Source organism: Bradyrhizobium semiaridum (genome assembly GCF_020329505.1).
Lineage (GTDB): Bacteria > Pseudomonadota > Alphaproteobacteria > Rhizobiales > Xanthobacteraceae > Bradyrhizobium > Bradyrhizobium semiaridum.
The window spans coordinates 86,493-112,939 of sequence record NZ_JAGKJJ010000019.1 but is presented as its reverse complement, the minus strand read 5'-3'; the positions used below and the strand labels follow the sequence as shown (position 1 = coordinate 112,939).

The 26,447-nt window shown below is 66.2% G+C and carries 21 protein-coding genes and 1 other RNA gene; 12 read left to right on the top strand and 10 right to left on the bottom strand.

From position 1 onward, the window contains the following. The first annotated feature begins 334 nt into the window (after positions 1 to 334). From J6500_RS21265 to J6500_RS21255, 3 genes are all read left to right on the top strand, one after another. Positions 335 to 1,543, top strand: a complete 1,209-nt coding sequence (locus J6500_RS21265; protein WP_225714641.1) for an efflux RND transporter periplasmic adaptor subunit — start codon at positions 335 to 337, stop codon at positions 1,541 to 1,543. 6 nt (positions 1,544 to 1,549) lie between these two features. Further along, positions 1,550 to 4,705, top strand: coding sequence for a multidrug efflux RND transporter permease subunit (locus tag J6500_RS21260; RefSeq protein ID WP_225714640.1), 3,156 nt, complete (start codon positions 1,550 to 1,552; stop codon positions 4,703 to 4,705). Between the two features lie 244 nt (positions 4,706 to 4,949). Beyond that, positions 4,950 to 6,065 (top strand): AAA family ATPase, encoded by a 1,116-nt coding sequence (locus J6500_RS21255; protein ID WP_225714639.1) that lies wholly within the window; start codon positions 4,950 to 4,952, stop codon positions 6,063 to 6,065. A gap of 23 nt (positions 6,066 to 6,088) precedes the next feature. Here the strand turns inward: J6500_RS21255 and J6500_RS21250 are convergent, their stop codons facing one another. From J6500_RS21250 to tkt, 8 genes are all read right to left on the bottom strand, one after another. Next, a complete protein-coding gene (locus J6500_RS21250) occupies positions 6,089 to 6,883 on the bottom strand; it encodes an inositol monophosphatase family protein (RefSeq protein WP_225714638.1) in 795 nt (264 codons plus the stop codon). A 263-nt stretch (positions 6,884 to 7,146) separates the two neighbouring features. Beyond that, positions 7,147 to 8,226, bottom strand: coding sequence for a tetratricopeptide repeat protein (locus J6500_RS21245; protein WP_225714637.1), 1,080 nt, complete (start codon positions 8,224 to 8,226; stop codon positions 7,147 to 7,149). 18 nt (positions 8,227 to 8,244) lie between these two features. Further along, complete coding sequence (locus J6500_RS21240; protein ID WP_225714636.1) at positions 8,245 to 8,922, bottom strand: thiamine phosphate synthase; 678 nt, start codon at positions 8,920 to 8,922, stop codon at positions 8,245 to 8,247. Further along, positions 8,923 to 9,963, bottom strand: coding sequence for a class I fructose-bisphosphate aldolase (locus J6500_RS21235; protein WP_225714635.1), 1,041 nt, complete (start codon positions 9,961 to 9,963; stop codon positions 8,923 to 8,925). A gap of 351 nt (positions 9,964 to 10,314) precedes the next feature. Next, positions 10,315 to 11,382, bottom strand: coding sequence for a class II fructose-bisphosphate aldolase (fba, locus tag J6500_RS21230; protein WP_225714634.1), 1,068 nt, complete (start codon positions 11,380 to 11,382; stop codon positions 10,315 to 10,317). Positions 11,383 to 11,427: 45 nt separating this feature from the next. Next, entirely contained in the window at positions 11,428 to 12,624 is a 1,197-nt protein-coding gene (locus J6500_RS21225; RefSeq protein WP_225714633.1) for a phosphoglycerate kinase, read from the bottom strand. A gap of 149 nt (positions 12,625 to 12,773) precedes the next feature. Further along, entirely contained in the window at positions 12,774 to 13,781 is a 1,008-nt protein-coding gene (gene gap / locus J6500_RS21220) for a type I glyceraldehyde-3-phosphate dehydrogenase (RefSeq protein WP_225714632.1), read from the bottom strand. 163 nt (positions 13,782 to 13,944) lie between these two features. Continuing rightward, positions 13,945 to 15,927 (bottom strand): transketolase, encoded by a 1,983-nt coding sequence (gene tkt, locus J6500_RS21215; RefSeq protein ID WP_225714631.1) that lies wholly within the window; start codon positions 15,925 to 15,927, stop codon positions 13,945 to 13,947. A gap of 321 nt (positions 15,928 to 16,248) precedes the next feature. Between tkt and J6500_RS21210 the strand changes: the two genes are divergently transcribed. The 5 genes from J6500_RS21210 to J6500_RS21190 all read left to right on the top strand — a co-directional run bounded on the left by J6500_RS21210 (position 16,249) and on the right by J6500_RS21190 (position 18,900). Continuing rightward, entirely contained in the window at positions 16,249 to 16,569 is a 321-nt protein-coding gene (locus J6500_RS21210; RefSeq protein WP_225714630.1) for a DUF4164 domain-containing protein, read from the top strand. Continuing rightward, a complete protein-coding gene (locus J6500_RS21205; RefSeq protein WP_225714629.1) occupies positions 16,566 to 16,949 on the top strand; it encodes a cell division protein ZapA in 384 nt (127 codons plus the stop codon). The genes J6500_RS21210 and J6500_RS21205 overlap by 4 nt, the downstream gene beginning before the upstream one ends. A gap of 172 nt (positions 16,950 to 17,121) precedes the next feature. Further along, a non-coding RNA gene (gene ssrS / locus J6500_RS21200) (6S RNA) lies at positions 17,122 to 17,282 on the top strand. Positions 17,283 to 17,494: 212 nt separating this feature from the next. After that, a complete protein-coding gene (locus tag J6500_RS21195; protein ID WP_225714628.1) occupies positions 17,495 to 18,073 on the top strand; it encodes a 5-formyltetrahydrofolate cyclo-ligase in 579 nt (192 codons plus the stop codon). Between the two features lie 2 nt (positions 18,074 to 18,075). Continuing rightward, positions 18,076 to 18,900 (top strand): TIGR00282 family metallophosphoesterase, encoded by an 825-nt coding sequence (locus J6500_RS21190; protein ID WP_225714627.1) that lies wholly within the window; start codon positions 18,076 to 18,078, stop codon positions 18,898 to 18,900. 265 nt (positions 18,901 to 19,165) lie between these two features. On the opposite strand, the gene J6500_RS21185 is transcribed toward J6500_RS21190, so the two are convergent. Then, entirely contained in the window at positions 19,166 to 20,590 is a 1,425-nt protein-coding gene (locus tag J6500_RS21185; protein WP_225714626.1) for a methyl-accepting chemotaxis protein, read from the bottom strand. A 193-nt stretch (positions 20,591 to 20,783) separates the two neighbouring features. Then, a complete protein-coding gene (locus J6500_RS21180; protein ID WP_225714625.1) occupies positions 20,784 to 22,541 on the bottom strand; it encodes a methyl-accepting chemotaxis protein in 1,758 nt (585 codons plus the stop codon). Positions 22,542 to 22,755: 214 nt separating this feature from the next. Here J6500_RS21180 and J6500_RS21175 point away from each other — a divergent pair, with 214 nt between their 5' ends. The 4 genes from J6500_RS21175 to ruvB all read left to right on the top strand — a co-directional run bounded on the left by J6500_RS21175 (position 22,756) and on the right by ruvB (position 26,183). Then, positions 22,756 to 23,502: a YebC/PmpR family DNA-binding transcriptional regulator gene (locus tag J6500_RS21175; RefSeq protein WP_225714624.1), complete on the top strand. Its 747-nt coding sequence runs from the start codon at positions 22,756 to 22,758 to the stop codon at positions 23,500 to 23,502. A gap of 221 nt (positions 23,503 to 23,723) precedes the next feature. Next, positions 23,724 to 24,251 (top strand): crossover junction endodeoxyribonuclease RuvC, encoded by a 528-nt coding sequence (ruvC, locus tag J6500_RS21170; RefSeq protein ID WP_225714623.1) that lies wholly within the window; start codon positions 23,724 to 23,726, stop codon positions 24,249 to 24,251. A gap of 268 nt (positions 24,252 to 24,519) precedes the next feature. Further along, positions 24,520 to 25,137: a Holliday junction branch migration protein RuvA gene (gene ruvA, locus J6500_RS21165; protein ID WP_225714622.1), complete on the top strand. Its 618-nt coding sequence runs from the start codon at positions 24,520 to 24,522 to the stop codon at positions 25,135 to 25,137. Then, a complete protein-coding gene (gene ruvB, locus J6500_RS21160) occupies positions 25,134 to 26,183 on the top strand; it encodes a Holliday junction branch migration DNA helicase RuvB (RefSeq protein ID WP_225714621.1) in 1,050 nt (349 codons plus the stop codon). The genes ruvA and ruvB overlap by 4 nt, the downstream gene beginning before the upstream one ends. The last annotated feature ends 264 nt before the right edge of the window (positions 26,184 to 26,447 follow it).

The window sequence follows — 26,447 nt, the reverse complement described above, 5'->3', positions numbered from 1 at the left end:
AAGTTGCTGCCGAGGTGAGGAGAACGGGGTCGGCGGTGATTCGGTCCTGCCGCGCCGCAATGCCGCCGATCTCGCCATTGGGCCGGCACAAATCGCATTTCCCGCTCACGGATTGCTTAACGCGGCCCCACAGCTTGCAATGGAACCCGCTCACAATGCGGTGAGTCCCGAAAAGTTGCCGCAACTTCAGTGCGATAGACTTGTGTGACATTGAGCCGCCGAAAAACGCATTGCGTCGCAGCAACGACATTTTATTTTTGGCGGACCAACAATGCGGCGTCGTGGTGATGCCGCTGTTTCTTTGTCCACACCTGATCAGGGGGCAACAATCTCGATGTCTGGACTTCGCGCGCAATCGGCATGCATTGCGTTGATGCTCGCCGCCATCGCGCCACTGCTTGCTGGCTGCGATGAGCCGAACACCGCGACCGCCGCCGCACAAGCAGCACCCGAGCCCGACGTCAGCGTTGTCACCGTGAGGCCGCAGTCGCGCGCGATGGTCCGCGAACTGCCGGGCCGGATCGCGCCGACCCGGGTGTCCGAGGTGCGTCCGCGCGTCTCCGGCATCATCGTCAACCGCATGTTCCACCAGGGCAGCGAGGTGAAGGTCGGCGATCCCCTGTACCAGATCGACCCGCGCCCGTTCGAAGTCGACCTGCAGTCGGCCGAGGCCGCGCTGGCGCGCGCCAAGGCCGTGCAGGAGCAGGCCGCGCTGCAGGCCCGCCGCATCTCCACCCTGACCAGCCAGCGCGCCGCGCCCGAAGCGGAGAATGAAAAGGCGATCGCGACGCTGAAGCAGGCCGAGGCCGACGTCCAGGGCCGCGAGGCCGAGGTCGCGCGTGCCAAGCTCAACCTCGACTACGCCACCATCCGCGCGCCGATCGACGGAACCATCGGTGCGGCGCTGGTCTCCGAGGGCGCCCTGGTCGTGCAGAACGATGCATCCAGCCTCGCGACCATCCGGCAGCTCGATCCGATCTATGCCGACTTCCAGCAGTCGGTCACCGAGATGAACCAGCTCCGCCGCGCCTTCGAGAACGGCGACCTCGAACGCATTGCCTCCGACGCGATGAAGGTCCGCCTCGTGCTCGACGACGGCTCGATCTATCCGCTGCCGGGCAAGCTGCTGTTCTCGGACGCCAAGGTCGACGCCTATACCGGTCAGGTCACCTTGCGCGGCGAGTTCCCGAACCCGAACCGCATCCTGCTGCCAGGCATGTATGTCCGTGTGCTGATCGAGCAGGGCATCGACAGCGACGCCATCGCCGTGCCGCAGCAGGCGATCCAGCGCAATGGCGGCGGCGGCAGCGAGGTGTTCATCGTCAAGGCCGACAATCATGTCGCGGTCCAGCCGGTGCGCACCGGCTCGCTGCAGGGCGGCTACTGGTTCATCAGCGAGGGCCTGAAGGCCGGCGACAAGGTCGTCGTCGAAGGGTTCCAGAAATTCGCCGCGGGCGACAAGGTCCGGCCGCAGGCCTGGCGCGAAATCGACGCGGCTGCAGCACCCACGGATACGCAGCAAGCCGCGCACGCGGTGCGGTGATCCGCGATGCCTAGCTTCTTCATCGACAGGCCGATCTTCGCCTGGGTCGTCGCGCTGTTCATCTGTCTGATCGGCGCGATTTCGATCCCGCTGCTCGCGGTCGCGCAATACCCGATCATCGCGCCGCCCTCGATCTCGATCTCGACCAGCTATCCCGGCGCCTCGCCGGAAAACCTCTACAACAGCGTGACGCGGCTGATCGAGGAGGAGCTCAACGGCGCCGCCAACATCCTGAACTTCGAATCGACCTCCGACTCGCTCGGCCAGGTCGAGATCATCGCCAACTTCAAGCCGGGCACCGACACCAGCCAGGCCTCGGTCGAGGTGCAGAACCGCCTCAAGCGCGTCGAGGCGCGGCTGCCGCGCGCCGTGATCCAGCAGGGCATCCTGGTCGAGGAAGCCTCCTCGGCCGTGCTGCAGATCATCACGTTGAATTCGACCGACGGCAGCCTCGACGAGGTCGGTCTCGGCGACTTCATGATCCGCAACGTGCTGGGCGAGGTCCGCCGCATTCCCGGCGTCGGCCGCGCCACGCTGTATTCGACCGAGCGCAGCCTGCGCATCTGGATCGATCCGGCCAAGCTGGTCGGCTACGGCCTGTCCGCCGACGACGTCAACAAGGCGATCACGGCGCAGAACGCCCAGGTCGCCTCGGGCAGCATCGGCGCCGAGCCGAGCACCGACAGCCAGAAGATCTCCGCGCAGGTGCTGGTCAAGGGCCAGCTCTCCTCGCCGGACGAGTTCGGCGCGATCATCCTGCGCGCCAATGCCGACGGTTCGACGGTCCGCCTGCGCGACGTCGCGCGGATCGAGGTCGGCGGCCTCAGCTATCAGTTCAATACCCGCCTCGACGGCAAGCCGACCGCCGGTCTGTCGGTGCTGTTGTCGCCGAAGGGCAATGCGCTGGCGACCGCGAGCGCGGTCGAGGCCAAGATGAAGGAGCTGTCGCGCTTCTTTCCGGCCAACATCAGCTACGAGATCCCCTACAACATCACGCCGGTCGTGAAGGCCTCGATCGAGAAGGTCCTTATGACGCTGGTCGAGGCGGTGGTTCTCGTGTTCATCGTGATGTTCCTGTTCCTGCAGAACATCCGCTACACCATCATTCCGACCATCGTGGTGCCGGTGGCGCTGCTCGGCGCCTGCGCCACGCTGATGATCGCGGGCTTCTCGATCAACATGCTGACCATGTTCGGCATGGTGCTGGCGGTCGGCATCCTGGTCGACGACGCCATCGTCGTGGTCGAGAACGTCGAGCGCATCATGGCCGAGGAGGGCCTGCCGCCGAAGGAAGCGACCAAGAAGGCGATGTCGCAGATCACCGGCGCCATCATCGGCATCACCCTGGTGCTGATGGCGGTGTTCGTGCCGATGGCGTTCTTTCCGGGTTCGGTCGGCATCATCTACCGCCAGTTCTCGGTCACCATGGTGGCGGCGATCGCGTTCTCGGCGCTGCTCGCGCTGTCGCTGACGCCGGCGCTGTGCGCGACCTTGCTCAAGCCGGTGCAGCAGGGCCACGGCCACGCCCGCAGGGGCGTGTTCGGCTGGTTCAACCGCGTGCTCGACAAGAGCCGCGACGGCTATACGCGCACGGTGCAGGGTGGGCTGAAGCGCACCGGCCGCCTGATGGCGATCTACGCCGTGCTGTTCGTCGCCGTCGGCTGGGGTTTCGTGCGGCTGCCCGGCGGCTTCCTTCCGGTCGACGACCAGGGCTTCATCACCACCGACGTACAGACGCCGTCGGAGTCGTCATACGCGCGCACCGAGGCGGCGGTCGAGAAGGTCGAGAAGTATTTGCTCGAGCGCGCCGGCATCGAGAACGTCACGTTCCTGACCGGCTTCAGCTTCCTCGGCCAGGGCATGAACACCGCGCAGGCCTTCATCACCCTGAAGGACTGGTCGGAGCGCGGCCCGAAGGATTCCGCGGCCGCCATCGTCGCCGACATCAACCGCGATCTGTCGTCGATCCGCGACGCCAGGATCTCGGCGCTGCAGCCGCCGCCGATCGACAACCTCGGCAACTCCTCGGGCTTCTCGTTCCGCCTGCAGGACCGCGGCCAGAAGGGTTATGCGGCGCTGATCTCGGCGTCCGACCGCCTCGTGACCGAAGCCAATGCCAGCCCGGTGCTGCAGAAGGTCTATGTCGAAGGCCTGCCGCCGGCGCCGCAGGTCAATCTGATGATCGACCGCGAGAAGGCGGGCGCGTTCGGCGTCACCTTCGAGGACATCAACCAGACGATCTCGACCAATCTCGGCTCGAACTACATCAACGATTTCCCGAACCGCGGGCGTATGCAGCGCGTCATCGTGCAGGCCGACAAGACCAGCCGCATGAACGCCGACGATATCCTCAATTACAACGTCAAGAACAGCCGCGGCCAGCTGGTGCCGTTCTCGGCCTTCGCCACCATCGAGTGGACCAAGGGGCCGACTCAGATTGCGGGCTTCAACTACTATCCGGCGGTGCGCATCTCCGGCGAGGCGCGGCCGGGCTTCACCTCGGGCGATGCGATCGCCGAGATGGAGCGGCTCGCCGACAAGCTGCCGCGCGGCTTCGGCTATGAGTGGACCGGCCAGTCGCTGCAGGAGAAGCTGTCCGGTTCGCAGGCGCCGTTCCTGCTCGCGCTGTCGGTGCTGGTGGTGTTCCTCCTGCTCGCCGCGCTCTATGAGAGCTGGACCATTCCGCTCGCGGTACTGCTGACGATTCCGCTTGGCATTCTCGGCGCGGTGGTGGCGGCGACGATGCGCGGGCTGTCCAACGACGTCTATTTCACCGTCGGCCTGATCACCATCATCGGCCTTGCCGCCAAGGACGCGATCCTGATCATCGAGTTCGCCAAGGATCTGCGCGCGCAGGGCAAGCCGCTGGTCGAGGCGACGGTGGAGGCGTGCAGTCTGCGCTTCCGCCCGATCCTGATGACCGGTCTCGCCTTCGTCTGCGGCGTGCTGCCGATGGCGATCGCGACCGGCGCCGGCGGCGCCAGCCAGCAGGCGCTCGGCACCTCGGTGATGGGCGGCATGATCGCCGTCGTAATCCTCGCGCTGCTGCTGGTGCCGGTCTTCTTCGTCAGCGTCCAACGCGTGCTCGCCGGCGACCGCGAGAAGGCGGCGGAGACGGTCGAAGCACACGGCCCGCCCGCGCCGGCCAAGGGCGCGCACTGAGCATGATCCGGAAAAGTGCGAAGCGGTTTTCCGAGAAGATCATGCTCAAACAAGAGCTAAAGCGCGATGACGATTCAACCAAACCTCATCGCGCTTTAGAGGCGCGCACCGGCGTTCGAGATCGGCGCTGTTCAATTCGGACCCCAGCGCCGCTTCCGGCTTGCTTTCGCGAGCCGGCCAATCCAGATTGCACCTCTGGATTGAACGAGAACCCGGCGGGCAACCCGAGGAATGAGAGCGTGCAATGGGCCCGAGCGAAATTGAGATTTCGAATTATCGCTCGATCCGGCGGCTCTTCATGCCCGTTCAGCCGCTGTCCGTCTTCGTCGGCGAGAATGGTGTCGGCAAATCGAACCTCTACAAATCCCTGTCGCTGTTGCGCGACGCGGCGACCGGCCGGATCACGCGCACGATCGCCGACGAAGGCGGATTGAACTCGGTCTGCTGGTCCGGCCTGCGCAAGCGCGGCGAGGATGGACGGCTGCGATTGGCGGCCAAAATCGACAACATCAGGTACTTCATCGAGCTCGGACATCCGGGCCCGCTTGAGGCGGCATTTCCCGGCGAGCCGATGATCAAGTCCGAGCGCATCGAGGCGACGCACGGCAAACGCAAGGTCCTGCTGATGGAGCGGACGAATTCGCATGTCAGCGTCCGCGGCGAGAGCGGCGCCTGGAGTGAGCACAAGAATGCGGTGCTGCCGTCGGAAACCGCGCTCGCCGGTTTCCTCGACGGCAAGACGTGTCCCGAAGTGGACCTGATCAGAAACGCGCTGCAGAGCTGGCGTTTCTATCACGATTTCCGCACCGATCAGGCGTCACCGATCCGCAAGCCCTGTCTTGCGATCACAACGCCCTCGCTGAGCGCCGACGGCAGCGATCTGGCTGCCGCCCTGGCAACGCTCTACGCCATCCGCCAGGATGCCGAGGATATGCAGGATGCGGTCGAGGATGCGTTCCCGGGTGCCGAGCTCCGGGCATGGCAACGAAATGGTGCCTGCGAGTTCGATCTGCAGCTTGCCGATATGCCGCGTCCGTTCAAGGCGCACGAACTATCCGATGGGACGCTGAAATATATCTGCTTGCTCGCCGTGTTCATGGGCTACCGGCTGCCGCCGTTCATTGCGCTGAACGAGCCCGAGACCAGCCTGCATCCATCCTTGCTGGCGCCGTTGGCGCGGCTGATCGTCAAGGCGTCGCGCCGCGCCGATGTCTGGATCGTCACCCATTCGGAGCACTTGATGGAGGCGTTGCGCAGCGAGAGTTCGGTCCCGCTGCGCCGGGTGATCAAGACGAAAGGCGCCACCATCATCGAGGGCCTGACCCTCGCCGGCGAATTTCGCGACGAGGACGACGATTAGCCGCCGCAGATCGCGGCGTTGCACTACTGCCCGAGCGGCCGCAAGATCCTGATCAGTTCGCCGTGCACGAATTCGTTGCCGCAGACGACGTGGCCGGTCTGCAGCGGGTCGTCATTGCCCTGGATGCCGGAGACGGTGCCGCCGGCTTCCTTGACCATGATCTGGCCGGCTGCGATGTCCCAGGGTTGCAGGTTGCGCTCCCAGTAGCCGTCGAGGCGGCCGGCGGCGACGAACGCGAGGTCGAGCGAGGCGGCGCCGAAGCGGCGGAAGCCCGCGACCTTGCTCTGCAGCGCGGCCATCTCCTGCAGCGCCAGCTGGTGGTTGCCGCGGCCGATATGCGGCAGGCCGCAGGCGATCACGCATTCGTTGAGCTGGCGGCGGCCAGCGACCCGCAGCCGCTGGTCGTTGAGGAACGCGCCCTTGCCGCGCTCGGCGATGTAGAGCTCGTCATTGGCCGGATTGTAGATCACACCCGCGATCACGGTGCCCTCGCGCGCCAGCCCGATCGAGATCGCGAATTGCGGGATGCCGTGCAGGAAGTTGGTGGTGCCGTCGAGCGGATCGACGATCCAGGTGTGGCTCTTGTCGGAGCCTTCCCGATGCCCGCCTTCCTCGCCGTGAAAACCGTAGCCGGGCCGCGCCTTCTCGAGGTCGGCGTAGAGCATCTCCTCGGCGCGCTTGTCGGCCAGCGAGACGAAATTCGCCGGCCCCTTCAGCGACACCTGGAGGTGCTCGATCTCGCCGAGATCGCGCTTGAGGCTGCGGCCGGCCCGCCGCGCGGCCTTGACCATGACATTGATGAGGGCGGAGTAGAGCATGATGTGTACTTGACTCGAGAATGTTGGATCTCGGCGCTGGCAGCGCAGGAAGTTTCTGCCCGTCATCCCCGGAGCAACGGCTTTGCCGTTGCCTCGGGAGGAGCGCGGAACGCGCGTCTCGAAGGATCGACGGCCTGGTCTGTGGCCGATCATCCTTCGAGGCTCGCTCCGCTCGCACCTCAGGATGACGGGCAAAAATAGAGCGGCGAGGCTGTCCGAGGTTTCCGGACTGGGTGCCCTCTGAAGCAGGCGCCGTCAAGGCGTCATTTGGCGTTGCGGCCGATCCATTTCCGGGCAGCTGCCTCGGCCTTGGCGCGGTCGTCCGGGCTCATGTCGGCGAGGATGTCGTCGAGATCCGGATCGCCCTTGCCGCCGGTCTTGGCCACGGTGTGCCATTTCAGGGCCTCGACCTTGTCGACCGGCGCGCCCTGGCCGGTCGCCAGCACACGGGCGAGCCGGTTCTGTGCGATCGGGCTGTTCTGCCGGGCCGCCTTGCGCAGCAATGCCACCGCCGCCGGCACGTTCCGCGGCGTGCCGGTGCCGTTGTAGAGGGCGATGGCGTATTCGACCTCGGCGTCGACATTGTCGGCCAGCGACGCCGCCTGCAGCAGCCGCACCGCCTTTTCGAGGTCCTTCGGCACCCCGGTGCCTTCCTTGTAGAAGGTCGCGAGCGCGTATTGCGCCTCGGGGCTGCCGGCATCGGCGGCCATGCGCAGCAGCTCGGCCGAGCGCCTGAGGTCCTGCGGCAGGGTCTGGCCGTCGAGATACAGCAGCGCGAGATTATAGGCCGCCTTGGGCTCGCCGAGCTTGGCCGCCGACGCCAGCAGCTTGACCGCGGTATCCTTGTCGACCGGGCCGCCGCGGCCGGCGATCTTCATCATCGCGAGCGCGAACATCGCCTCGCGGTCGCCGCCGTCGACGGCGCGCTTGTACCAGCCGTCGGCCTTGACGTAATCGCGCTTGACGCCGAGCCCGTTGGCATAGAGCTCGCCCAGCATGGTCATCGCCTTGGGGTCGTTGTTGTTCTGTGCCCGCGCGGTCGCGAGGTCGAACGCGGTCTTGTACATGCCGCGCTGATAGGCGCCGTAGACCAGGTCGACATTGGGATCGTCGACCGTCTGGGTCGGCGTGGGCGAAGGCGTCGGGGTGGGCGTCGCCGCGGCGGCCGGCTTCGGCGCGGGCTTCTTGGCGACCGGCGAATGCACCTTCGGCTTGCTCTCCTTGGGCGCCTCCTTCTTAGCCGGCGGCGTCTGTGCCGGCGGCGTGATCGACAGCTGCGCCATCGCGCCGCCTGCCAGCATCGTGCAGCCGAGCGCAACACCTATCGGACGCAGGTGCTTCATTCCGGCGTCATCCTTCAGTCATCCCTCGGCCTTGGCCTTCCCGAACGTGCTGGCATGCGCTTGCGCGATCGCCTCGCCGATCTCGATCAGCGCCGCCTTGGCGCCGCGCGGATCGGCCCAGATGGCATCTCCGACCAGGACGAAATCCGCGCCCGCGGCGGCGAATTCCTCGGCCTCTGCGCGCGAGGCGGCGAAGCCCACGCAGGGCGGCTCGAACAATTCGTCCCACCATCCCAGCCGCTCGGCGATCGCCTCGACCGACGGCCGCTGTCCCTTGGCATCAGGTTCGCCGAACAGCACGTAGTCGGCGCCGGCTTCGCCCGCCGCCATCGAATCGTGGCGGGTCGCCAGCCCGCCGACACCGGCGATGCGGTCCGGCTTCAGCGAGGGCAGGGCGTCCTCCATCGCGGCAACGCCGGTCAGATGCGCGCCGTCGGCGCCGGCGCGGGCGACGATGTCGGGATGGCCGTCGATCAGGAGCGCCGCGCCCGCGTTCTGAACTGCAGGCGCCAGCGCCTTGACGCGGGTGATCATGCTGCGCGGATCGGTTTCGGCGAGCCGCACCAGCACCGCGGCGACGTCGGCCGCGGCGAGCAGATCCGGGAGCTCGGCGGCGAGCTGCGCGGGCTCCTCGACCAGCGGCGTCGCGAGATAGAGGCGCGGGACGGGCCGCGGCGGAACGGGCTTGGTGGCCAATTATGCCGCCTGTTTCTCGAGCGCGGCGTCCCAGTGGCCGGTGCTCGCGAGGCTGTTCATCTTGGCGCGATGCGCGAAGGCGCGCTGGCCCGCAGGCACGTTGTCGGCCTTGCCCGACCACGCCCTCTGCGGCGCCGCCTGCAGCGCGCGGCCGTAGGAGAAGGTCAGCTTCCAGGGCAGATTGCCGATCTTGTTCATGGCGTCGAGATGCGCGGTGGCCTCCTCGTCGCTCTGTCCGCCGGAGAGGAAGGCGATGCCGGGGACCGCGGCCGGCACGCAGCTCTTGAGCAGGCGCACGGTCTTCTCGGCGACTTCCTGCACTGACGCCTGCTTCGGGCACTTCTTGCCAGATATGGCCATGTTCGGCTTAAGGATCATGCCTTCCAGCGCGACGCGCTGCACCCGCAATTCCTGGAAGGTGCGGTTCAGCACCCGCTGCGTCACCTCGTAGCAGCGGTCGATGTCGTGGTCGCCGTCCATCAGCACTTCAGGCTCGACGATCGGCACGATCTGTGCGGCCTGGCACAGCGCGGCGTAGCGCGCCAGCGCGTGCGCGTTGACGCGGATCGCGGTCATGGTCGGAATGCCGCGGCCGCCAGCGCCCGAGCCGATATCGATCACCGCACGCCATTTCGCAAAGCGCGCACCGCGCTCGTAATATTTCTTCAGCCGCTCGGCGAGCCTGTCGAGGCCGACGGTGACGAGTTCACCCGGGCAATTCGGTAGCGGCTGCGTGCCTTCGTCGACCTTGATGCCCGGAATGGCGCCGGCCTGCTCGATCAGCTTGACCAGCGGCGTGCCGTCCTTGGCATTCTGCCAGATCGTCTCGTCATAGAGGATGACGCCGGAGATGTACTTGCTCATCGCCTCCTGCGAGCGGAACAGCATCTCGCGATAGTCGCGGCGATTGTCCTCGGTCGAATCGACGTTGATGGCGTCGAACCGCTTCTTGATGGTGCCGGAGGATTCGTCGGCGGCGAGGATGCCCTTGCCCGGGGTCACCATGGCGAGCGCAACTTTGTTGAGGTCAGCGAGGTTCATTTGGCGTCCTCCAGAGCGAATTGCCTTTGCAAACCAAAATAGGCGGTTCTCGGGCAATTGCCTAGAAAACGTTGGTCGCGGCCAGGAGGTCGCACCTCGCCCCGCTTGCGGCACGGCTATCGCATATCAGGCGCGCGAGGCTATCGGCTGGCTCACTTCGCCTCTCCCGCTTGCGGGGGAGGCCGACGCGCATCGTGAGATGCGTGGCGGGTGGGGGTATGTCCATGGTGGGATTCGCAATGCGGAGACACCCCCCACCCCCGCAAGCGGGAGAGGGAGCCCACCGCCAATGCCTACATCAATCCAATCCCCATATGTGATTGCCCTGCCGCTTGGAAAGGGAAGGATACATCACGCGATCTTCGGATCGAGCTCACCCGCGGCGTAGCGCTTGGCCATCTCGGCGGTGGTCAGCACCCGCTTGATCTTGCTGGCCTGGCCCGCGGTGTTGAACTCCTGCAGGCGCTGCTTGCAGAGCCTGGTCATCGCCTCCATCGCCGGCTTCAGGTACTTGCGCGGATCGAACTCCTCCGGATTGTCCTTCAGCACTTTCCGGATCTGGCCGGTCATCGCCATCCGGTTATCGGTGTCGATGTTGATCTTGCGCACGCCGTTCTTGATGCCGCGCTGGATCTCGGCGACTGGCACGCCCCAGGTCGGCTTCATCTTGCCGCCATTGGCGTTGATGATGTCCTGAAGGTCCTGCGGCACCGACGAGGAGCCGTGCATGACCAGATGCGTGTTCGGCAGCTTGCGGTGGATCTCCTCGATCACGTTCATGGCGAGGATGTCGCCGTCCGGCTTGCGGGTGAACTTGTAGGCGCCGTGCGAGGTGCCCATCGCGATCGCCAGCGCGTCGACCTTGGTCTCCTTGACGAACTTCACGGCCTCGTCGGGATTGGTCAGCAACTGGTCATGCGACAGCTTGCCCTCGGCGCCGTGGCCGTCTTCCTTGTCGCCCATGCCGGTCTCGAGCGAGCCGAGCACGCCGAGTTCGCCTTCGACCGAGATGCCGCCGAGATGCGCCATGGTGGTCACGGTCTTGGTGACACCGACATTGTAGTCCCAGTCGCCCGGGGTCTTGCCGTCGGCCTTCAGCGAGCCGTCCATCATGACCGAGGTGAAGCCGGCCTGGATCGCGGTCATGCAGGTCGCCGGCTCGTTGCCGTGGTCGAGATGCACGCAGACCGGGATCTGCGGATAGATCTCGGTGACGGCGTCCATCATGTGCTTGAGCATGACGTCATTGGCGTAGGAGCGCGCGCCGCGCGAGGCCTGGATGATGACGGGGGCATCGACCTCGGAGGCGGCGGCCATGATCGACAGCGCCTGCTCCATATTGTTGATATTGAAGGCAGGTACGCCGTAATCGTGCTCGGCCGCGTGGTCGAGCAGTTGCCGCAACGTAATGCGAGCCATTCAGTTTCTCCCTGTATTTGCAGCGCTTTCGCGCGATGCGATCGGTCAGCCCCGCTTCAGAACTTCGACGCCGGGCAGCGGCTTGCCTTCCATCCATTCAAGAAACGCGCCGCCCGCGGTCGAGACGTAGGTGAACTCGCCGCCGACGCCGGCCTGGTTCAGCGCCGCGACGGTGTCGCCGCCGCCGGCGACCGAGATCAGCTTTTTCGCCCTGGTGCGCTCCGCGGCGTGCTTGGCCGACACCACGGTGCCGCGGTCGAACGGCGTCAGCTCGAAGGCGCCGAGCGGGCCGTTCCAGACCAGCGTCGCCGCATCGTCGATCGCGGCATGGATGCGTGCGATCGACTGCGGGCCGACGTCGAGGATCATGCCGTCGGCGGGAATCGCGTCGAGGCCGTAGGCATGCGAGGGCGCGTTGGCCGCGAATTGATTGGCGACCACGGCGTCGACGGGGAGGATGATCGCGCAGTTCGCGGCGTTGGCCTTGTCGAGGATGCGCAGCGCGGTGGCTGCGAGGTCCTTCTCGGCCAGCGACTTGCCGATCGCGACGCCCTGCGCGTGCAGGAAGGTGTTGGCCATACCGCCGCCGATTACCAGCGCGTCGACCTTGCTCACCAGGTTTTCCAGCAGATCGATCTTGGTCGACACCTTGGCGCCGCCGACGATCGCGATCACCGGCTTGGTCGGCGCATCCAGCGCCTTGCCGAGCGCGTCGAGCTCGGCCTGCATGGTGCGGCCGGCATAGGCCGGCAGCTTGTGGCCGAGGCCTTCAGTCGTGGCATGGGCGCGGTGCGCGGCGGAGAACGCGTCGTTGACCCAGATGTCGCCGAGTTTGGCCAGCTCGGCGACGAAGCCGGCGTCGTTCTTCTCTTCTTCCTTATGGAAACGCGTGTTTTCCAGGCACAGGATGTCGCCATCCTTCATGGCGCCGACCGCCTTGGCCGCGACGTCGCCGATGCAATCGTCGGCGAAGGCGACCGGGCGCTTGATCACCCTCGACAGCTCCTCGGCGACCGGTTTCAGCGACTCCTTGGGATCGCGGCCCTTGGGCCGGCCGAAATGGGCGAGCAGGATCACCTTGCCGCCCTTGCCGGAGATTTCGGTGATGGTTGGAGCGACGCGCTCGAGCCTGGTGGCGTCGGTGACGCGGCCGTTTTCCATGGGCACGTTGAGGTCGACGCGCAGCAGCACGCGCTTGCCCTTCACGTCGACGTCGTCGAGGGTGCGGAATGATTTTGTCATGCGGGGGTCCCTTGTCCCGGGCGCGCTGCGCAGCGCAAGGGGTGCGCTGCAGAACCGGGACCCACGCACGGGTCCCGCGGTGGCATGGGTCCCGGCACTGCGGCGCGACGTGAAGACACGCCGCACCGCGTCCGGGACGCGAGTCGGCTTTAAACCAGCTTGCCGATCGCGACGGCGGTGTCGGCCATGCGGTTCGAGAAGCCCCACTCGTTGTCGTACCAGGACATCACGCGCACGAAGTTGCCGTTCTGCACCTTGGTCTGGTCCATGTGGAAGGTCGACGAGTGCGGATCGTGGTTGAAGTCGATCGAGACGTTGGGCTGATCGGTGTAGCCGAGGATGCCCTTGAGCTGCTGCTCGGAGGCGCGCTTCATCGCCTCGTTGATCTCCTTGGCGTTGGTCTCGCGCTTGGCGACGATCTTGAGGTCGATCACCGAGACGTTCGGGGTCGGCACGCGAACCGAGACGCCGTCGAGCTTGCCCTTCAACTCCGGCAGCACGAGGCCGATCGCCTTGGCGGCGCCGGTCGAGGTCGGGATCATCGACATCGCCGCGGCGCGGCCGCGGTAGAGATCCTTGTGCAACGTATCGAGCGTCGGCTGGTCGCCGGTATAGGCGTGAATCGTGGTCATGAAGCCGGTCTCGATGCCGACGGTGTCGTTCAGCACCTTGGCGACCGGCGCCAGGCAGTTGGTGGTGCACGAGCCGTTCGAGACCACCATGTGATCCTTGGTCAGCGTGTCGTGGTTGACGCCGTAGACGATGGTCGCGTCGGCGCCGTCGGCCGGAGCCGAGACCAGCACGCGCTTGGCGCCGGCGGTCAGATGCGCGGAGGCCTTGTCCTTGGAGGTGAAGATGCCGGTGCATTCCAGCGCGACGTCGACGCCGAGTTCCTTCCACGGCAGCTTGGAGGGATCGCGCTCGGCCGACACCTTGATCTTGCCGGCGCCGAGACTGATCGAGTCGCCGTCGACGGTCACGGTGCCCGGGAAGCGGCCATGCACGGAGTCGAAGCGCAGCAGGTGGGCGTTGGTCTCGACCGGGCCGAGGTCGTTGATGCCGACCACCTCGATGTCCTTGCGGCCGGACTCGGCGATGGCGCGCAGGATGTTGCGGCCGATGCGGCCAAATCCGTTGATCGCGACGCGGATTGCCATGCTCTTCTCTCCTCTAAAGCTGGTGCCAGCCCCGCGGGAGGCTGTCCCACGAGGTTTTTACGGCGGAACGCCCGGTTCGGCCGGGCGCGGACGGAAAAGATGGAGCTTAGGTAACCTTTTTTTGTGACAAGCTCAACCTTGGCCGGCGGGTGTCTGGTCAGCGTCAGACGCGTTTCAGCGCGGCGTTGACCACCGCCTCGGCAGTAATGCCGAAATGCTTGAAAAGGTCCTTGGCCGGAGCGCTGGCGCCGAAGCCGTGCATGCCGATGAATTCGCCGTCGTGGCCGATCACCGCGTCCCAGCCCCAGCGCACCGCGGCCTCGATCGCGATCTTGACCGGCGCCTTGCCGATGATGGCGTTCTGCCGCTCGGGCGGCTGTTGCAGCAGCAATTCCAGCGATGGGACGGAGACCACCCGCGTCGCGATGCCGCGCTCGGCGAGTTGCTTCTGCGCCGCGACCGCGACCTCGACCTCGGAACCGGAGGCGAACAATGACACTTTTGCGTCACCCTGTGCCGCGACCAGCTCGTAGGCGCCGTGGCTGCACGGGTTGTCGTTCGGCGCCGTGGTGCGGAGCTGCGGCAGGTTCTGGCGGGTCAGCGCCAGCACCGTCGGGCCGTCGATGCGGTTGAGCGCGAGTTCCCAGCACTCGGCGGTCTCGACCGCGTCGCAGGGCCGGAACACGCGCATGTTGGGCATCGCGCGCAGCGCCGAGAGGTGCTCGACCGGCTGGTGCGTCGGGCCGTCCTCGCCGAGGCCGATCGAGTCGTGGGTCATGACATAGACCACCCCGGCGCCCATCAGTGCCGACAGCCGCATCGCGCCGCGCGCGTAGTCGGTGAACACCAGGAAGGTGGCGCCGTTCGGCGCGAAGCCGCCATGCAGGAAGATGCCGTTGAGGCACGCGGCCATGCCGTGCTCGCGGATGCCGTAATGGATGAAGCGGCCCTTCGGCGTCTTGGCGCCGAACGCTGTCGCCGACTTCGCCTTGTTGTTGTTGGAGCCGGTGAGGTCGGCGGAGCCGGCGACGAACTCCATCGGCATCGCCGCGGCAATCGCCTCGATCGCGGCTTCCGAGGATTTGCGGGTCGCGACGTTGAGCGGATTTTCCAGCAGCGACTTCTTGTGCGCGCGCAGCGCCTTCGCCAGCGACTGTGGCCGCTCGTGGCGCAGGCGGCGCTCGAACTCGGCGCGCTTGCGGCTGCCGAGCTGATTGAACTGCTCCTCCCACGCCTTGCGCGCGGCGGCGCCGCGGGCCCCCGCCTCGCGCCAGGCCTTCAGCACGTCGTCGGGCACCGAGAACGGCTCAAGCGAGATGCCGAGATTTTCCTTGGCGGCCTTCAATTCGTCGGCGCCGAGCGCTTCGCCATGCGCCTTGGCGGTGCCGGCCTTGTGCGGTGCGCCGTAACCGATCGTGGTCTTGCAGGCGATCATCGACGGCTTGCTCGATTTCTGCGCGCGGGTAATCGCTGCCGCGATCGCTACCGGATCGTGGCCGTCGATCAGCTCGGCGGCCCAGCCGGCCGACTTGAAGCGCTTCACCTGGTCGACGGAATCCGAGATCGAGGTCGGGCCGTCGATCGAGATGCCGTTGTCGTCATACAGCACGATCATCTTGTTCAGCCGCCAGTGGCCGGCGAGCGCGATCGCTTCCTGCGAGATGCCTTCCATCAGGTCGCCGTCGGAGGCGAGCACATAGGTGTGGTGGTTGACGATCTTCTTGCCGAATTCGGCGGCCAGCATCTTCTCGGCCAGCGCCATGCCGACCGCGGTCGCGATGCCCTGACCGAGCGGTCCCGTCGTGGTCTCAATGCCCTTGGTGTGAAAATTCTCCGGATGTCCCGGCGTCAGCGATCCGAGCTGGCGGAAACGCTTGAGCTGGTCGAGCGTCATGTCCTTGTTGCCGGTGAGGTACAGCAACGAGTAGAGCAGCATCGAGCCGTGGCCGGCCGACAGCACGAAGCGGTCGCGGTCGGGCCAGGCGACATCGGCCGCGTCGAATTTCAGGAATTGGGTGAACAGCACCGTGGCGATGTCGGCGGCGCCCATCGGCAGCCCGGGATGGCCTGATTTCGCCTTCTCGACGGCGTCCATGGCTAGGCCACGGATCGCATTGGCCATACGGGTGTGATCGACCTGCGTCATGATGAATGTCCGCCTGAAATGAGGAGCTGATTGCGGGACGCATCGGGGCGGGCAGCCGCGACACGCGCGTGGATGGCCTTACGGGTTGAGGGGTGGATTAGCACCTGAATTCCGCAAGTCCAAGGCGATGAAACGCCTCAAAACGGGGAAAAGTTGCTCGAAACGGGCGGTTTTCATTGTTCGGTGCATAGTTCGGCGGCGGCGTTGCGCTTGCCTCGCTCACCACGTAAATTTCATGCCGTAAACGCTTGCCGAAGCGCCGGTTTTGCCGAACGGCAGCTTGCTTCTGGCCACTTACCGAGAGGGTCCGCGCCGCGTGTCATGAGTGATCGTCCCGCCAACGGGTCTGCCAATACCGAGGCACCGCTTGCCGATATCGACGCGGCGACCAAGCGGCTGATGGCCGCGCTCGATGCGCTGGAGAATTCGGTGGAGCGGCGCCGCGAGGCCGACCGCGACGAGAACGAACTGGCGAGCCGCATCCAGGCGCTCGGCGCCGATCGCTCGAGATTGGCCGACGAACTCGACGGATCGCTGGTGAAGACGCGCAAGCTCGAGCGCGCCAATCGCGAGATCGCGGAAAGGCTCGATGCGGCGATCGGCACCATCCGCGCCGTGCTGGAGAGCGGAGAGACGCGATGAGCCACATCAACGTCACCATCAACGGCCGGCAATACCGGATGGCCTGCGAGGAGGGCCAGGAGGTGCGACTGCTGAAGCTCGCGGAAAACCTCGAGCAGCGCATCGAATCGCTGCGCGGCAAATTCGGCGAGATCGGCGATGCGCGGCTGACGGTGATGGCGGCGCTGACCGCCTGCGACGAGGTGCTCGATTCCGCCGCGCGCATCCGCAGCCTCGAGGAAGAGGTCGAGCAGCTGCGCAACGCGCGCACCGCCGCGGCCGATCGCGCCCGCGCCACCCAGACCGCCGTCTCCGCCGCGCTCAATGCCGCCGCCGAGCGGATCGAGCGCACCACCCAGGTGCTCAACCGCACCGTCGGCGGCGGCATCGCGATCGGGTGATCCCGTCGTCCCGGCGAAGGCCGGGACCCATACGCCGCGGCTCATCGATTTTGGACGGTGCCGGTCGATACTGCCCGCAGCAATCAAAAGTAGTGGTTATGGGTCCCGGCCTTCGCCGGGACGACAAGGTGCCGCTGGCGGAACCACTGCTTCGTCGCTACATTAGCCCGCAGCGAAGCTGCGTCGTGCGTCAGGAGCCATATATCCCCGGGGCCTTATCGATCCTTTAGGGAACTGTCCCTGGCCGGGTCCGTGGACCCGGACATATGGTGCCCACCTACTTTCGTAGGGAACTCCGGGATCGAGCGCTCCAACGGCCTCTGCGGCTTCGCGCTCTAAAGCGCGATGGGTTCATCGCGCTTTAGTTTGTGGTTTGAGCATTCCGTGTCGTCGCATAGCGGCGTCCGATCGAGGTGCAGTTCCGCGGCTGCGGAGCGTCCAGTACGCCGCGGCGTCGCCGCAAGACTGCAAGCGTCTAGAGCCACGCGTTTTCTGGAATAGACCGATCGTCCGCCGGTTGCGGATGATGAGAGCGGAAGATGGTCATGCATGCATCTCCATCGAAGGCCGAGCTCCGGGCCCTTGCGCTGGCCAAGCGCGACGCGCTGAGCGACGAGCAGCGCGCGGCGGCCGCCGAGGCGCTGGCGAGGCGCGGCACGCCGTTCGAGATCACGCCGGGCATGATCGTGTCGGGCTATGCACCGATCCGCAGCGAGCTCGATCCGAAGCCGCTGATGCTCAAGCTTGCAGCGAAGGGCGCGCGGCTCGCGCTGCCCTGCGTCAACGCGCGCGGGCAGTCGCTGACCTTCCGCGCCTGGGCGCCGCATGACCGCTTGATGCTCGGTCTGCTCGGCATCCCCGAGCCGTCGACCGCCGCGGCCGAGGTGCATCCGGACGTCATGCTGGTGCCGCTCGCGGCGTTCGACAAGCTCGGCCACCGCATCGGCTATGGCGCCGGCTATTACGACTATAGTTTCGCGCATCTGCGCAAGACCAAGCACGTGATCGGGATCGGGGTCGCCTTTGCCGTGCAGGAAACCAAGGCGATCCCCGCGCTATCGCACGACGTCGCGCTGGATTATGTGCTAACGGAGCGCAAGACGTTCGATTTCCGGAGTGCCTAGCATTGCGAATTCTCTTCGTTGGTGACGTCGTCGGCAAGACCGGCCGCACCGCCATCACCGACCACCTTCCCGGCATGATCAGGGACTGGTCGCTCGACCTCGTCATCGTCAACGGCGAGAATTCCGCCGGCGGTTTCGGCATCACCGAGACAATCTACCAGGATCTGCTCGACGCCGGCGCAGACGCGATCACGCTCGGCAACCATGCCTGGAATCAGAAGGAGGCGCTGGTCTTTATCGAGCGTGCGCCGCGCCTGATCCGCCCGCTGAATTTTCCGCGCCATTCGCCCGGCCGCGGCTCGGCGCTGGTCGACACCAAGAACGGCAAGCGTGCGCTGGTCATCAACGCGATCGGGCGTGTGTTCATGGAGCCGTCCCACAACGATCCGTTCGCGGCGATCGAGCGCGAGCTCGAAGCCTGTCCCCTGCGCGAGGGCGCCGACGCCATCGTGCTGGATTTCCACGCCGAGGCGACCAGCGAGAAGCAGGGCGTCGGCTTCTTCTGCGACGGCCGCGTCAGCCTCGTGGTCGGGACGCACACCCATGTGCCGACCGCCGATCACCAGGTGCTGCCCGGCGGCACCGCCTATATGAGCGATGCCGGCATGACTGGCGATTATGATTCCGTGATCGGCATGCAGAAGGAGGAGCCGCTGCAGCGCTTCCTCACCGGCATCCCCTCCGCCCGCTTCGAGCCGGCCGGCGGCGTCGCGACGCTGAGCGGCGTCGCGGTCGAGACCGACGACGCGACGGGACTTGCCGTCAGAATCGCCCCGGTGCGCGCCGGCGGCCGCCTCGAGCCCGCCGTGCCCGCGTTCTGGACGTAGAGTTCACCTCCCCTTGAAAAGGGGAGGTCGCTTTGCTCGCCAGAGCAAAGCGGGTGGGATCTGCTCTCTCCATACGCGGTTGTGCCTGTGGCCGACCCCCCATCCCGACCTTCCCCCTTGCAAGGGGAAGGAGACGCAGACCACCTGTAGCCCGTCCACGCTTCGGAATAGTAGAATAATACCGCCGGTTGCCCGGCATGGCTACTTTGCATGGGGTTGTTTTTCGAGTTTGGGTCGTCGTGCCCCCAAGCCGGCGGGGGCGCGCCTAGCTCTGGCGAAAGCCCATCCGGAACGCGCCCCAATGGCGGCCCTGCACGAAGATCGGGGCGGAGGCGTCCTTCATCAGCACGAAATTGCCGCCGCCCATGTCGCGGCGATAGGTCTGCAGCAGGAACGGTTTTGTGTTCGCCGCGACCTTCTTCACCGCGCGGTCGCTGAACAGGCGGCGGTTGCGGCAGTTGGCGTTGTTCCAGACCGGGTCCGGACCCTGCGGCTGGCGGTAGTCCGGATTGTGGGTCGGCAGGTAGCCGCCCCTGGCCCAGGCGACGCAGAACACGATGCGCGGATCGCTCTTCTGGAGCGGGTCCTGGATCGCCGGCAGCACGCGATCGGTGAAGCTGACGTAGTCGGTCAGATACTGCTTCGGATCGGTGCCCGGTATCTCGCGATACTTCTCATCCATCAGCTGCGCCAGCGTGATCTCGCCGCGCGCGATCGCGGTCTCGAACAGCTCGGAGATCTGCTTTGCGGTATCGACCACGATGCGGATCAGCGGCGCGTCCGATGTTTCCACGCCGCTGTCGGCGATCAGCGCGATCAGGCCCTCGGAGGTCTCGAGCAGCTTCGCCACCCGCTCGTCGGCATGCTTGAGATCGCGCGAGGACAGGTCGACGCCCTTGGCGAGCTCGTTCAGCTCCGCGATCACGGTGTCGCAATGGCCGAGATTGGAGGTGGCGGCGCGCGCGACATTGCCGATCTCTTCGCCGACAGAGGAAAAGCCCTCCTGCACCCGCATGATGATGCCGGAGATCTGCTGGGCGCCTTCGCCGGCGCTCTTCGCGCGCAGCGAGGCGTCGCTGCTCTCGCCGATCAGGCGGCCGATCTGGCCGTCGAGATCGCGCACCGTGTCGGAGATCTGATGCGTCGCCTGGCGGGTCGCCTCGGCGAGGCTCTTCACCTCGCTGGCGACGACGGCAAAGCCGCGGCCGGCGGTGCCGGCGCGCGCAGCCTCGATGGTGGCATTGAGCGCCAGCAGATTGGTCTGCTTGGCGATCGCCTCGATCGAGCCGGTGACCTTTGCGACCTGGGTGAGCGCGGAGCCGACTGCGGCGAGCCGCGTCTCGATCCGTCCGACTGCCGCGACCAGCTCGGCGATATGACTGACCGCGGTCTCGACCGCATGACGCGACTCCGCAATCTGGCCGACCGCGGCCGATGCCGTCGACTGCACCGCCTGCGAGGCCTTGGCGATGTCATGATTGGCCGAGACCATCGTCTCCGCCGTCTGCTGCAGATGGTGGAACCGCTCCGACTGGTTGGTGACGCGGTTGGCGACCTCCTGGACATTGCCAGCAATGTCGGCGAGCTCGACGCCGAGGCCGCCGATGCGATCGGCGAGCTGGTCGACCAGACGTTCGGCCAGCGTCCGGTTGGATGACGTGTCCAAGACTGCAAGCTGCGCGACCGACATTGCGCAAATCCTTTTATCAGTGCCGCGCGTCGACCCACCACGGCATTCCCAAGAAGTTACAGCGTGATTCGCGCGCGACGTCTTGCCTGAGCGCGAACTGCGTCATCCGGCTGCGGCGCAGCGAAATCGCGGAGTTTCGCCTTTGGAAAGACTGGTCCCGGATTACGCTGCGCTGCATCCGGGCTACGAAACGTCAAAGCTTGTAGGCGCTGCGGAAGCCGCCCCAGTGCCGGCCGCGGACACGGATCGGCACGTCGATCTCGCGCATCATCACGGTGTTGCCGCCTCCCATGTCGCGGGCATAGGTCTGGATCAGATAGGCGCGCTGGTTGCGGGCGGCCGCAAGCCCGGCGGTGTCGTTGAAGATTCGGCGGTTGCGGCAATTGGCGGTGTTGTAGGTGACATCGCCCGGCCGCTGCGGATGCGAGTAGATCTTGTTGTGCACCGGCAGGTAGCCATTGCGGTCGACCGTGGCGCAGAACGCCATCCGCTTGTCCTTGGCGAGGAACGCTTCCAGCAGTGCAGGCAGCGCGCGATCCGCCCAGTCCAGCATTCGGGTGCGGTACTGCACCGGATTGGTGCCTGAAATCTCGACATAGTCCGTGTCGAACAAATCATCGAGCGTGACCGCGCCGGTGCGCAGCCCATCCTCGAAAATCTTCGTCAGCGCGTGGCCTGCTTCCATCGCGCGGGTGACGAGTTCGGCGGTCTCCTCATGGATCGCCCACATCGTGTCTTCGATCTTGTCGCGCATCGCCGCGCTCGCGGCCTCGAAGCGCGCCTGCGCGCCGGCCTTGCTGCGCTCGCCGATCCTGATCCGGCAGGCGCCGATGTCCTGCAAGGTCGCGCTCAGGGTCTCGTTGGCCGGCAGCTTCTCGGCGTCGGGTCCGCCGATCAGGATGCCGTCCATCGCGATCTCGTAGACCGGCGCGGTGACGACGCCGCGTGCGGTGCTGATTTCGATGGTCAGGCTGCACGGCAGCCGCTCGTCCTTGCGCGGATCGCCGCGCTCGCCTTGGCGCAGCAGCACGGCGCAGCGCGCCTTCAGCTTCTGCGCGAAAGCGGTGACGGCCTTGCCAGCGGTGGCGACGCTCTCGCCATGCGCTTCGGCTTCCCTTGTGGCCGAATCGATTTCGCCGGCGCTGGTGCCGACCGACACGATGAAGCTGGAGGCGGAGGCGGCGTTGTGACCGATCTCGCCGGTGATCTGGTTCTGCTCGGCGACCGCGCCGTTGACGTTCTCGAACACAGGGCGGATCGCCTCGATCGCCTGCGAGATGCGATGCACGGCGTCGGCCGAGCCGGTCGCGTCCTTCTGCAGCGCCTCGATCTTCCTGGTGATCTCCTCGGTCGCGCTCTGGGTCTGCACCGCCAGCGCCTTGACCTCGGTTGCGACCACTGCAAAGCCCTTGCCGGCGGCGCCGGCGCGCGCCGCCTCGATGGTCGAGTTGAGCGCGAGCAAAGTGGTTTGCCGCGCGATCTGCGCGATCAGATTGACGACGTTGCCGATCGCTGCCGAGGATTCGCGCAGCCGGTCGACATTGGCGGTGGCCTCGCGGGCCGCGGCCGCGGCGTCATCGGCCAGCCTCGAGGCGTTGCGCACCTGCTGGCCGATGCCGTCGGCGGAATGGGTGAAGCGGTCGGCGGCTTCCGAGAAGGTGGTGGCGGTGCTCTGCGCGGCGCTGCTGCGGCCGCTCAGGGCGTCGGTGCGGGCGCGGATGGTCGCGAGCGTCGAGGCCGTCGCCTCGGCGCCGTCGGCCACCGAACCGGCCGCGCGCTCGAGCTGGCGAATCATGCCGCCGAGTTCGAGTTCCAGCAGTTCGAGAATCTCCCTGGCCGAATCGATCTCGGCCGAAGCGGGCATCTCGGGTGCAGCAGCGGCCGGAACCTCGGCAGGAACAGCGGGCGCAGCCGGCTCCGGCACTTGCTTTCGAAACAAACCGAACGCCATGGGAATGCTCTGGGGCTTTGGGAAAGTTACGGCGGGACCGGGCGGATCATCTCAGCCGGGCATGAAGTCATGGTTAACAGGTGCCTCATATTCCGGCATGCGGTAGTATGCCGGGGACGGAATGCCCCGCCGGTGCTTTGATTTTGGCGGGTGGCGGGCCTATAAGGCCGCGTTTTCCATCCCCGTTCAGACCTGAGCTTCGAAGAGACGACGCATGGCCGGCCATTCCCAATTCAAGAACATCATGCATCGCAAGGGCCGGCAGGACGCCCAGAAGTCGAAGCTTTTCGGCAAGCTGGCCCGCGAAATCACCGTGGCGGCCAAGCTCGGCACCCCGGACCCTGCGATGAACCCGCGGCTGCGCGCCGCGGTGGTCGCGGCCCGCGCGGAAAACATGCCGAAGGACAATATCGAGCGCGCCATCAAGAAGGCCGCCGGCAGCGACGGCGAGAACTATGACGAGATCCGCTACGAGGGCTACGGCCCCGGCGGCGTCGCCGTCATCGTCGAGGCGCTGACCGACAACCGCAACCGCGCCGCCTCCGACATCCGCTCCTTCTTCACCAAATCGGGCGGCAATCTCGGCGAAACCGGCTCAGTCGCCTTCATGTTCGACCGCACCGGCATCATCGAATACGACAAGAGCGTCGCCTCCGACGACGCCATGCTGGACGCCGCGATCGAGGCCGGCGCCGATGACGTGGTCTCGAGCGAAGCCGGCCACGAGGTCTACGCCTCGCAGGATACCTTCCGTGAGGTCGCCAAGGCGCTGGAAGCGAAGTTCGGCGAGCCGCGCAAGGCGGCGCTGACCTGGAAGCCGCAGAACACCGTCTCGGTCGACGACGAAACCGGCGAAAAGCTTTTGAAGCTGATGGACCTGCTCAACGAACACGATGACGTGCAGAACGTGTTCGCCAATTTCGAGGTGTCCGACGCGCTGATCGCGAAGATGGGCGGGTAGGTGGGTAAGAGGGTAAGAGGCTGGTCCTCGCCTCACACTCCGCTGTCATCGCCCGCTTGACCGGGCGATCCTGTACCCCAGAGACCTCAGTTTGATCCGCGAAGCCGCGGCGTGCTGGATCACCGCTTTCGCGGGATATAAGCGGGCATTACGAAGACTGGGGCAGGGGATGACGCCCCGTTTGTGTTTCGTTCTCGCGAGGCAGGCGGTATCACTAGCCCATGACAGCCCAGCCGATTCGCATCCCCGTCCGTATCATCGGTATCGATCCCGGCCTCCGCCGCACCGGCTGGGGCGTGGTCGAGACCGAGGGCAACCGTCTGATCTATATCGCCTGCGGCTCAATCGAGCCGCCCGACAATCTGCCGCTGGCGAACCGCCTGCTCGCGATCCATGAGGGCCTCGCCGCCGTGCTCGGCGATTACCGGCCGGCGGAAGCCGCGGTGGAGCAGACCTTCGTGAACAAGGACGGCGTCGCCACCCTGAAGCTCGGCCAGGCCCGTGGCGTCGCCATGCTGGCGCCCGCAATGTTCGGCATCTCCGTCGCCGAATACGCGCCGAACCAGGTCAAGAAGACCGTGGTCGGTGCCGGCCATGCCGAGAAGAACCAGGTCCAGGTGATGCTGAAGATTTTGCTGCCGAAAGCCGAGCCGCCCTCCGCCGACGCCGCCGATGCGCTCGCCGTCGCCATCACCCACGCCCATCACCGCCAAACCACCGCGCTGCGGCTGAAGGTGGCGAGCTTATGAACAGCGCTCGTTTGTTCACGCGACGTGAGGTGAGCACGCCAGTCAGGCTCCCTCCCTCCTTGCGGGGGAGGGCTGGGGAGAGGGCTAAGCCCCGGGCGCCGACCGGCGATGTGTCGCGACGCATCAACGAGGATCACATGGTCCGCGCGATACGTCGGGCAACTGAGCAAGCGGCACCCCTCTCGCTAACCCGCAAGGGGGGAGGAAACCCTTCCGCTGGTGCGTCCCTTACTGCGTTCGATGCGAGCGCCGAACTTGCGGTGTCATCATGATCGGCAAACTGAAGGGCCTGATCGATTCCTACGGCGAGGATTACGTGATCCTCGATGTCGGCGGCGTCGGCTATCAGGTGCATTGCGCCAGCCGCACGCTGCAGGCGCTGCCGTCGCCGGGCGGGGCGGCGGTGCTGTCGATCGAGACCTATGTCCGCGAGGACCAGATCAAGTTGTTCGGCTTCCGCAGCGACCACGAGCGCGAATGGTTTCGGCTGCTGCAGACGGTGCAGGGCGTCGGTGCCAAGGTCGCGCTCGCAGTGCTCGGCACGTTGCCGCCGACCGATCTCGCCAACGCCATCGCGCTGCGCGACAAGGCGGCGGTGGCGCGGACGCCGGGAGTCGGACCGAAGGTCGCCGAGCGCATCGTCAGCGAATTGAAGGACAAGGCGCCGGGCTTTGCCGATGTCGATCCGGCCGTCGTGCATCTATCGGGAGCGATCGACAACAACCGCGCGCCGCGTCCGGTAACGGATGCGATCTCCGCGCTGGTCAATCTCGGCTACGGCCAGCCGCAGGCGGCAGCCGCCATCGCCGCTGCCTCGCGCAGCGCCGGTGAGAAAGCGGAGACCGCGCACCTGATCCGGCTGGGCCTGAAGGAATTGTCGAAGTGAACACGCCCTCCCGCATCGTCACGCCCGAACGCCGGTCCGATGACGTCGGCGACACCGCGCTGCGGCCGCAGTCGTTGTCGGAGTTCGTCGGCCAGGCGCAGGCGCGCAAGAACCTCTCGATCTTCATCGAGGCGGCGAAGAAGCGCGGCGAGGCGCTGGATCACGTGCTGTTCGTCGGCCCGCCCGGCCTCGGCAAGACCACGCTGGCGCAGATCGTCGCGCGCGAGCTCGGCGTCGGCTTTCGCGCCACCTCCGGTCCTGTCATCGCCAAAGCCGGTGATCTTGCGGCGCTGCTCACCAATCTCGAAGAGCGCGACGTGCTGTTCATCGACGAGATCCATCGGCTCAGCCCGGCGGTGGAGGAGGTGCTCTATCCCGCGATGGAGGATTTCCAGCTCGACCTCATCATCGGCGAGGGGCCGGCCGCGCGTTCGGTGAAGATCGACCTGGCGAAATTCACCCTGGTCGGCGCCACCACGCGGGCCGGCCTCTTGACCAATCCGCTGCGCGACCGCTTCGGGATTCCGATCCGGCTCAATTTCTACACTGAGGAGGAGCTGGAGAAGATCGTCACCCGCGGCGCCCGCGTGCTCAATGTCGGGATGACGGGCGACGGCGCCAACGAGATCGCGCGCCGCGCCCGCGGCACGCCGCGCATCGCCGGCCGTCTGCTGCGGCGGGTGCGCGATTTCGCCTCGGCGGCGGATGCGGACTCCGTCGACCGCGGTATCGCCGACCGTGCGCTCAGCGCGCTCGAGGTCGACAGCGCCGGCCTCGATGCGATGGACCGCCGCTATCTGACGACGATCGCGCTGAACTATGGCGGCGGCCCGGTCGGCGTGGAGACCATGGCGGCGGCGCTGTCGGAGCCGCGCGATGCGATCGAGGACATCATCGAGCCCTATCTGATCCAGTGCGGCTATTTGCAGCGCACGCCGCGCGGCCGACTGCTCACCTCGCACGCCTTCCGCCATCTCGGCCTCGCCGAGCCGAACCGCGATCCCGCGCAGTTCGGCCTGTTCGGCGGCAATGACGACGAGGACTGAAGCGCGATGGGTTCGCGCTTCAGTTTTTGATTTGAGCATGATTTGCTCGAAAAACCGCTTCACACTTTTCCGCATCATGCTTCCCACGCTCCCGAAGTCGTGAAAAGACGGGTTGAGCGCCGCCGGTAACCTTGCTTCGTAACCATTGCGAAACGTCTGGAGGCCTTCTGCACAAACGCGGCGCAATTCCGCTCCAATCCGAGGGCCTATGATCGACCGCGGCATGATCCGGAGACCTGCGAAGCGGTTTCCGATGAGGTCATG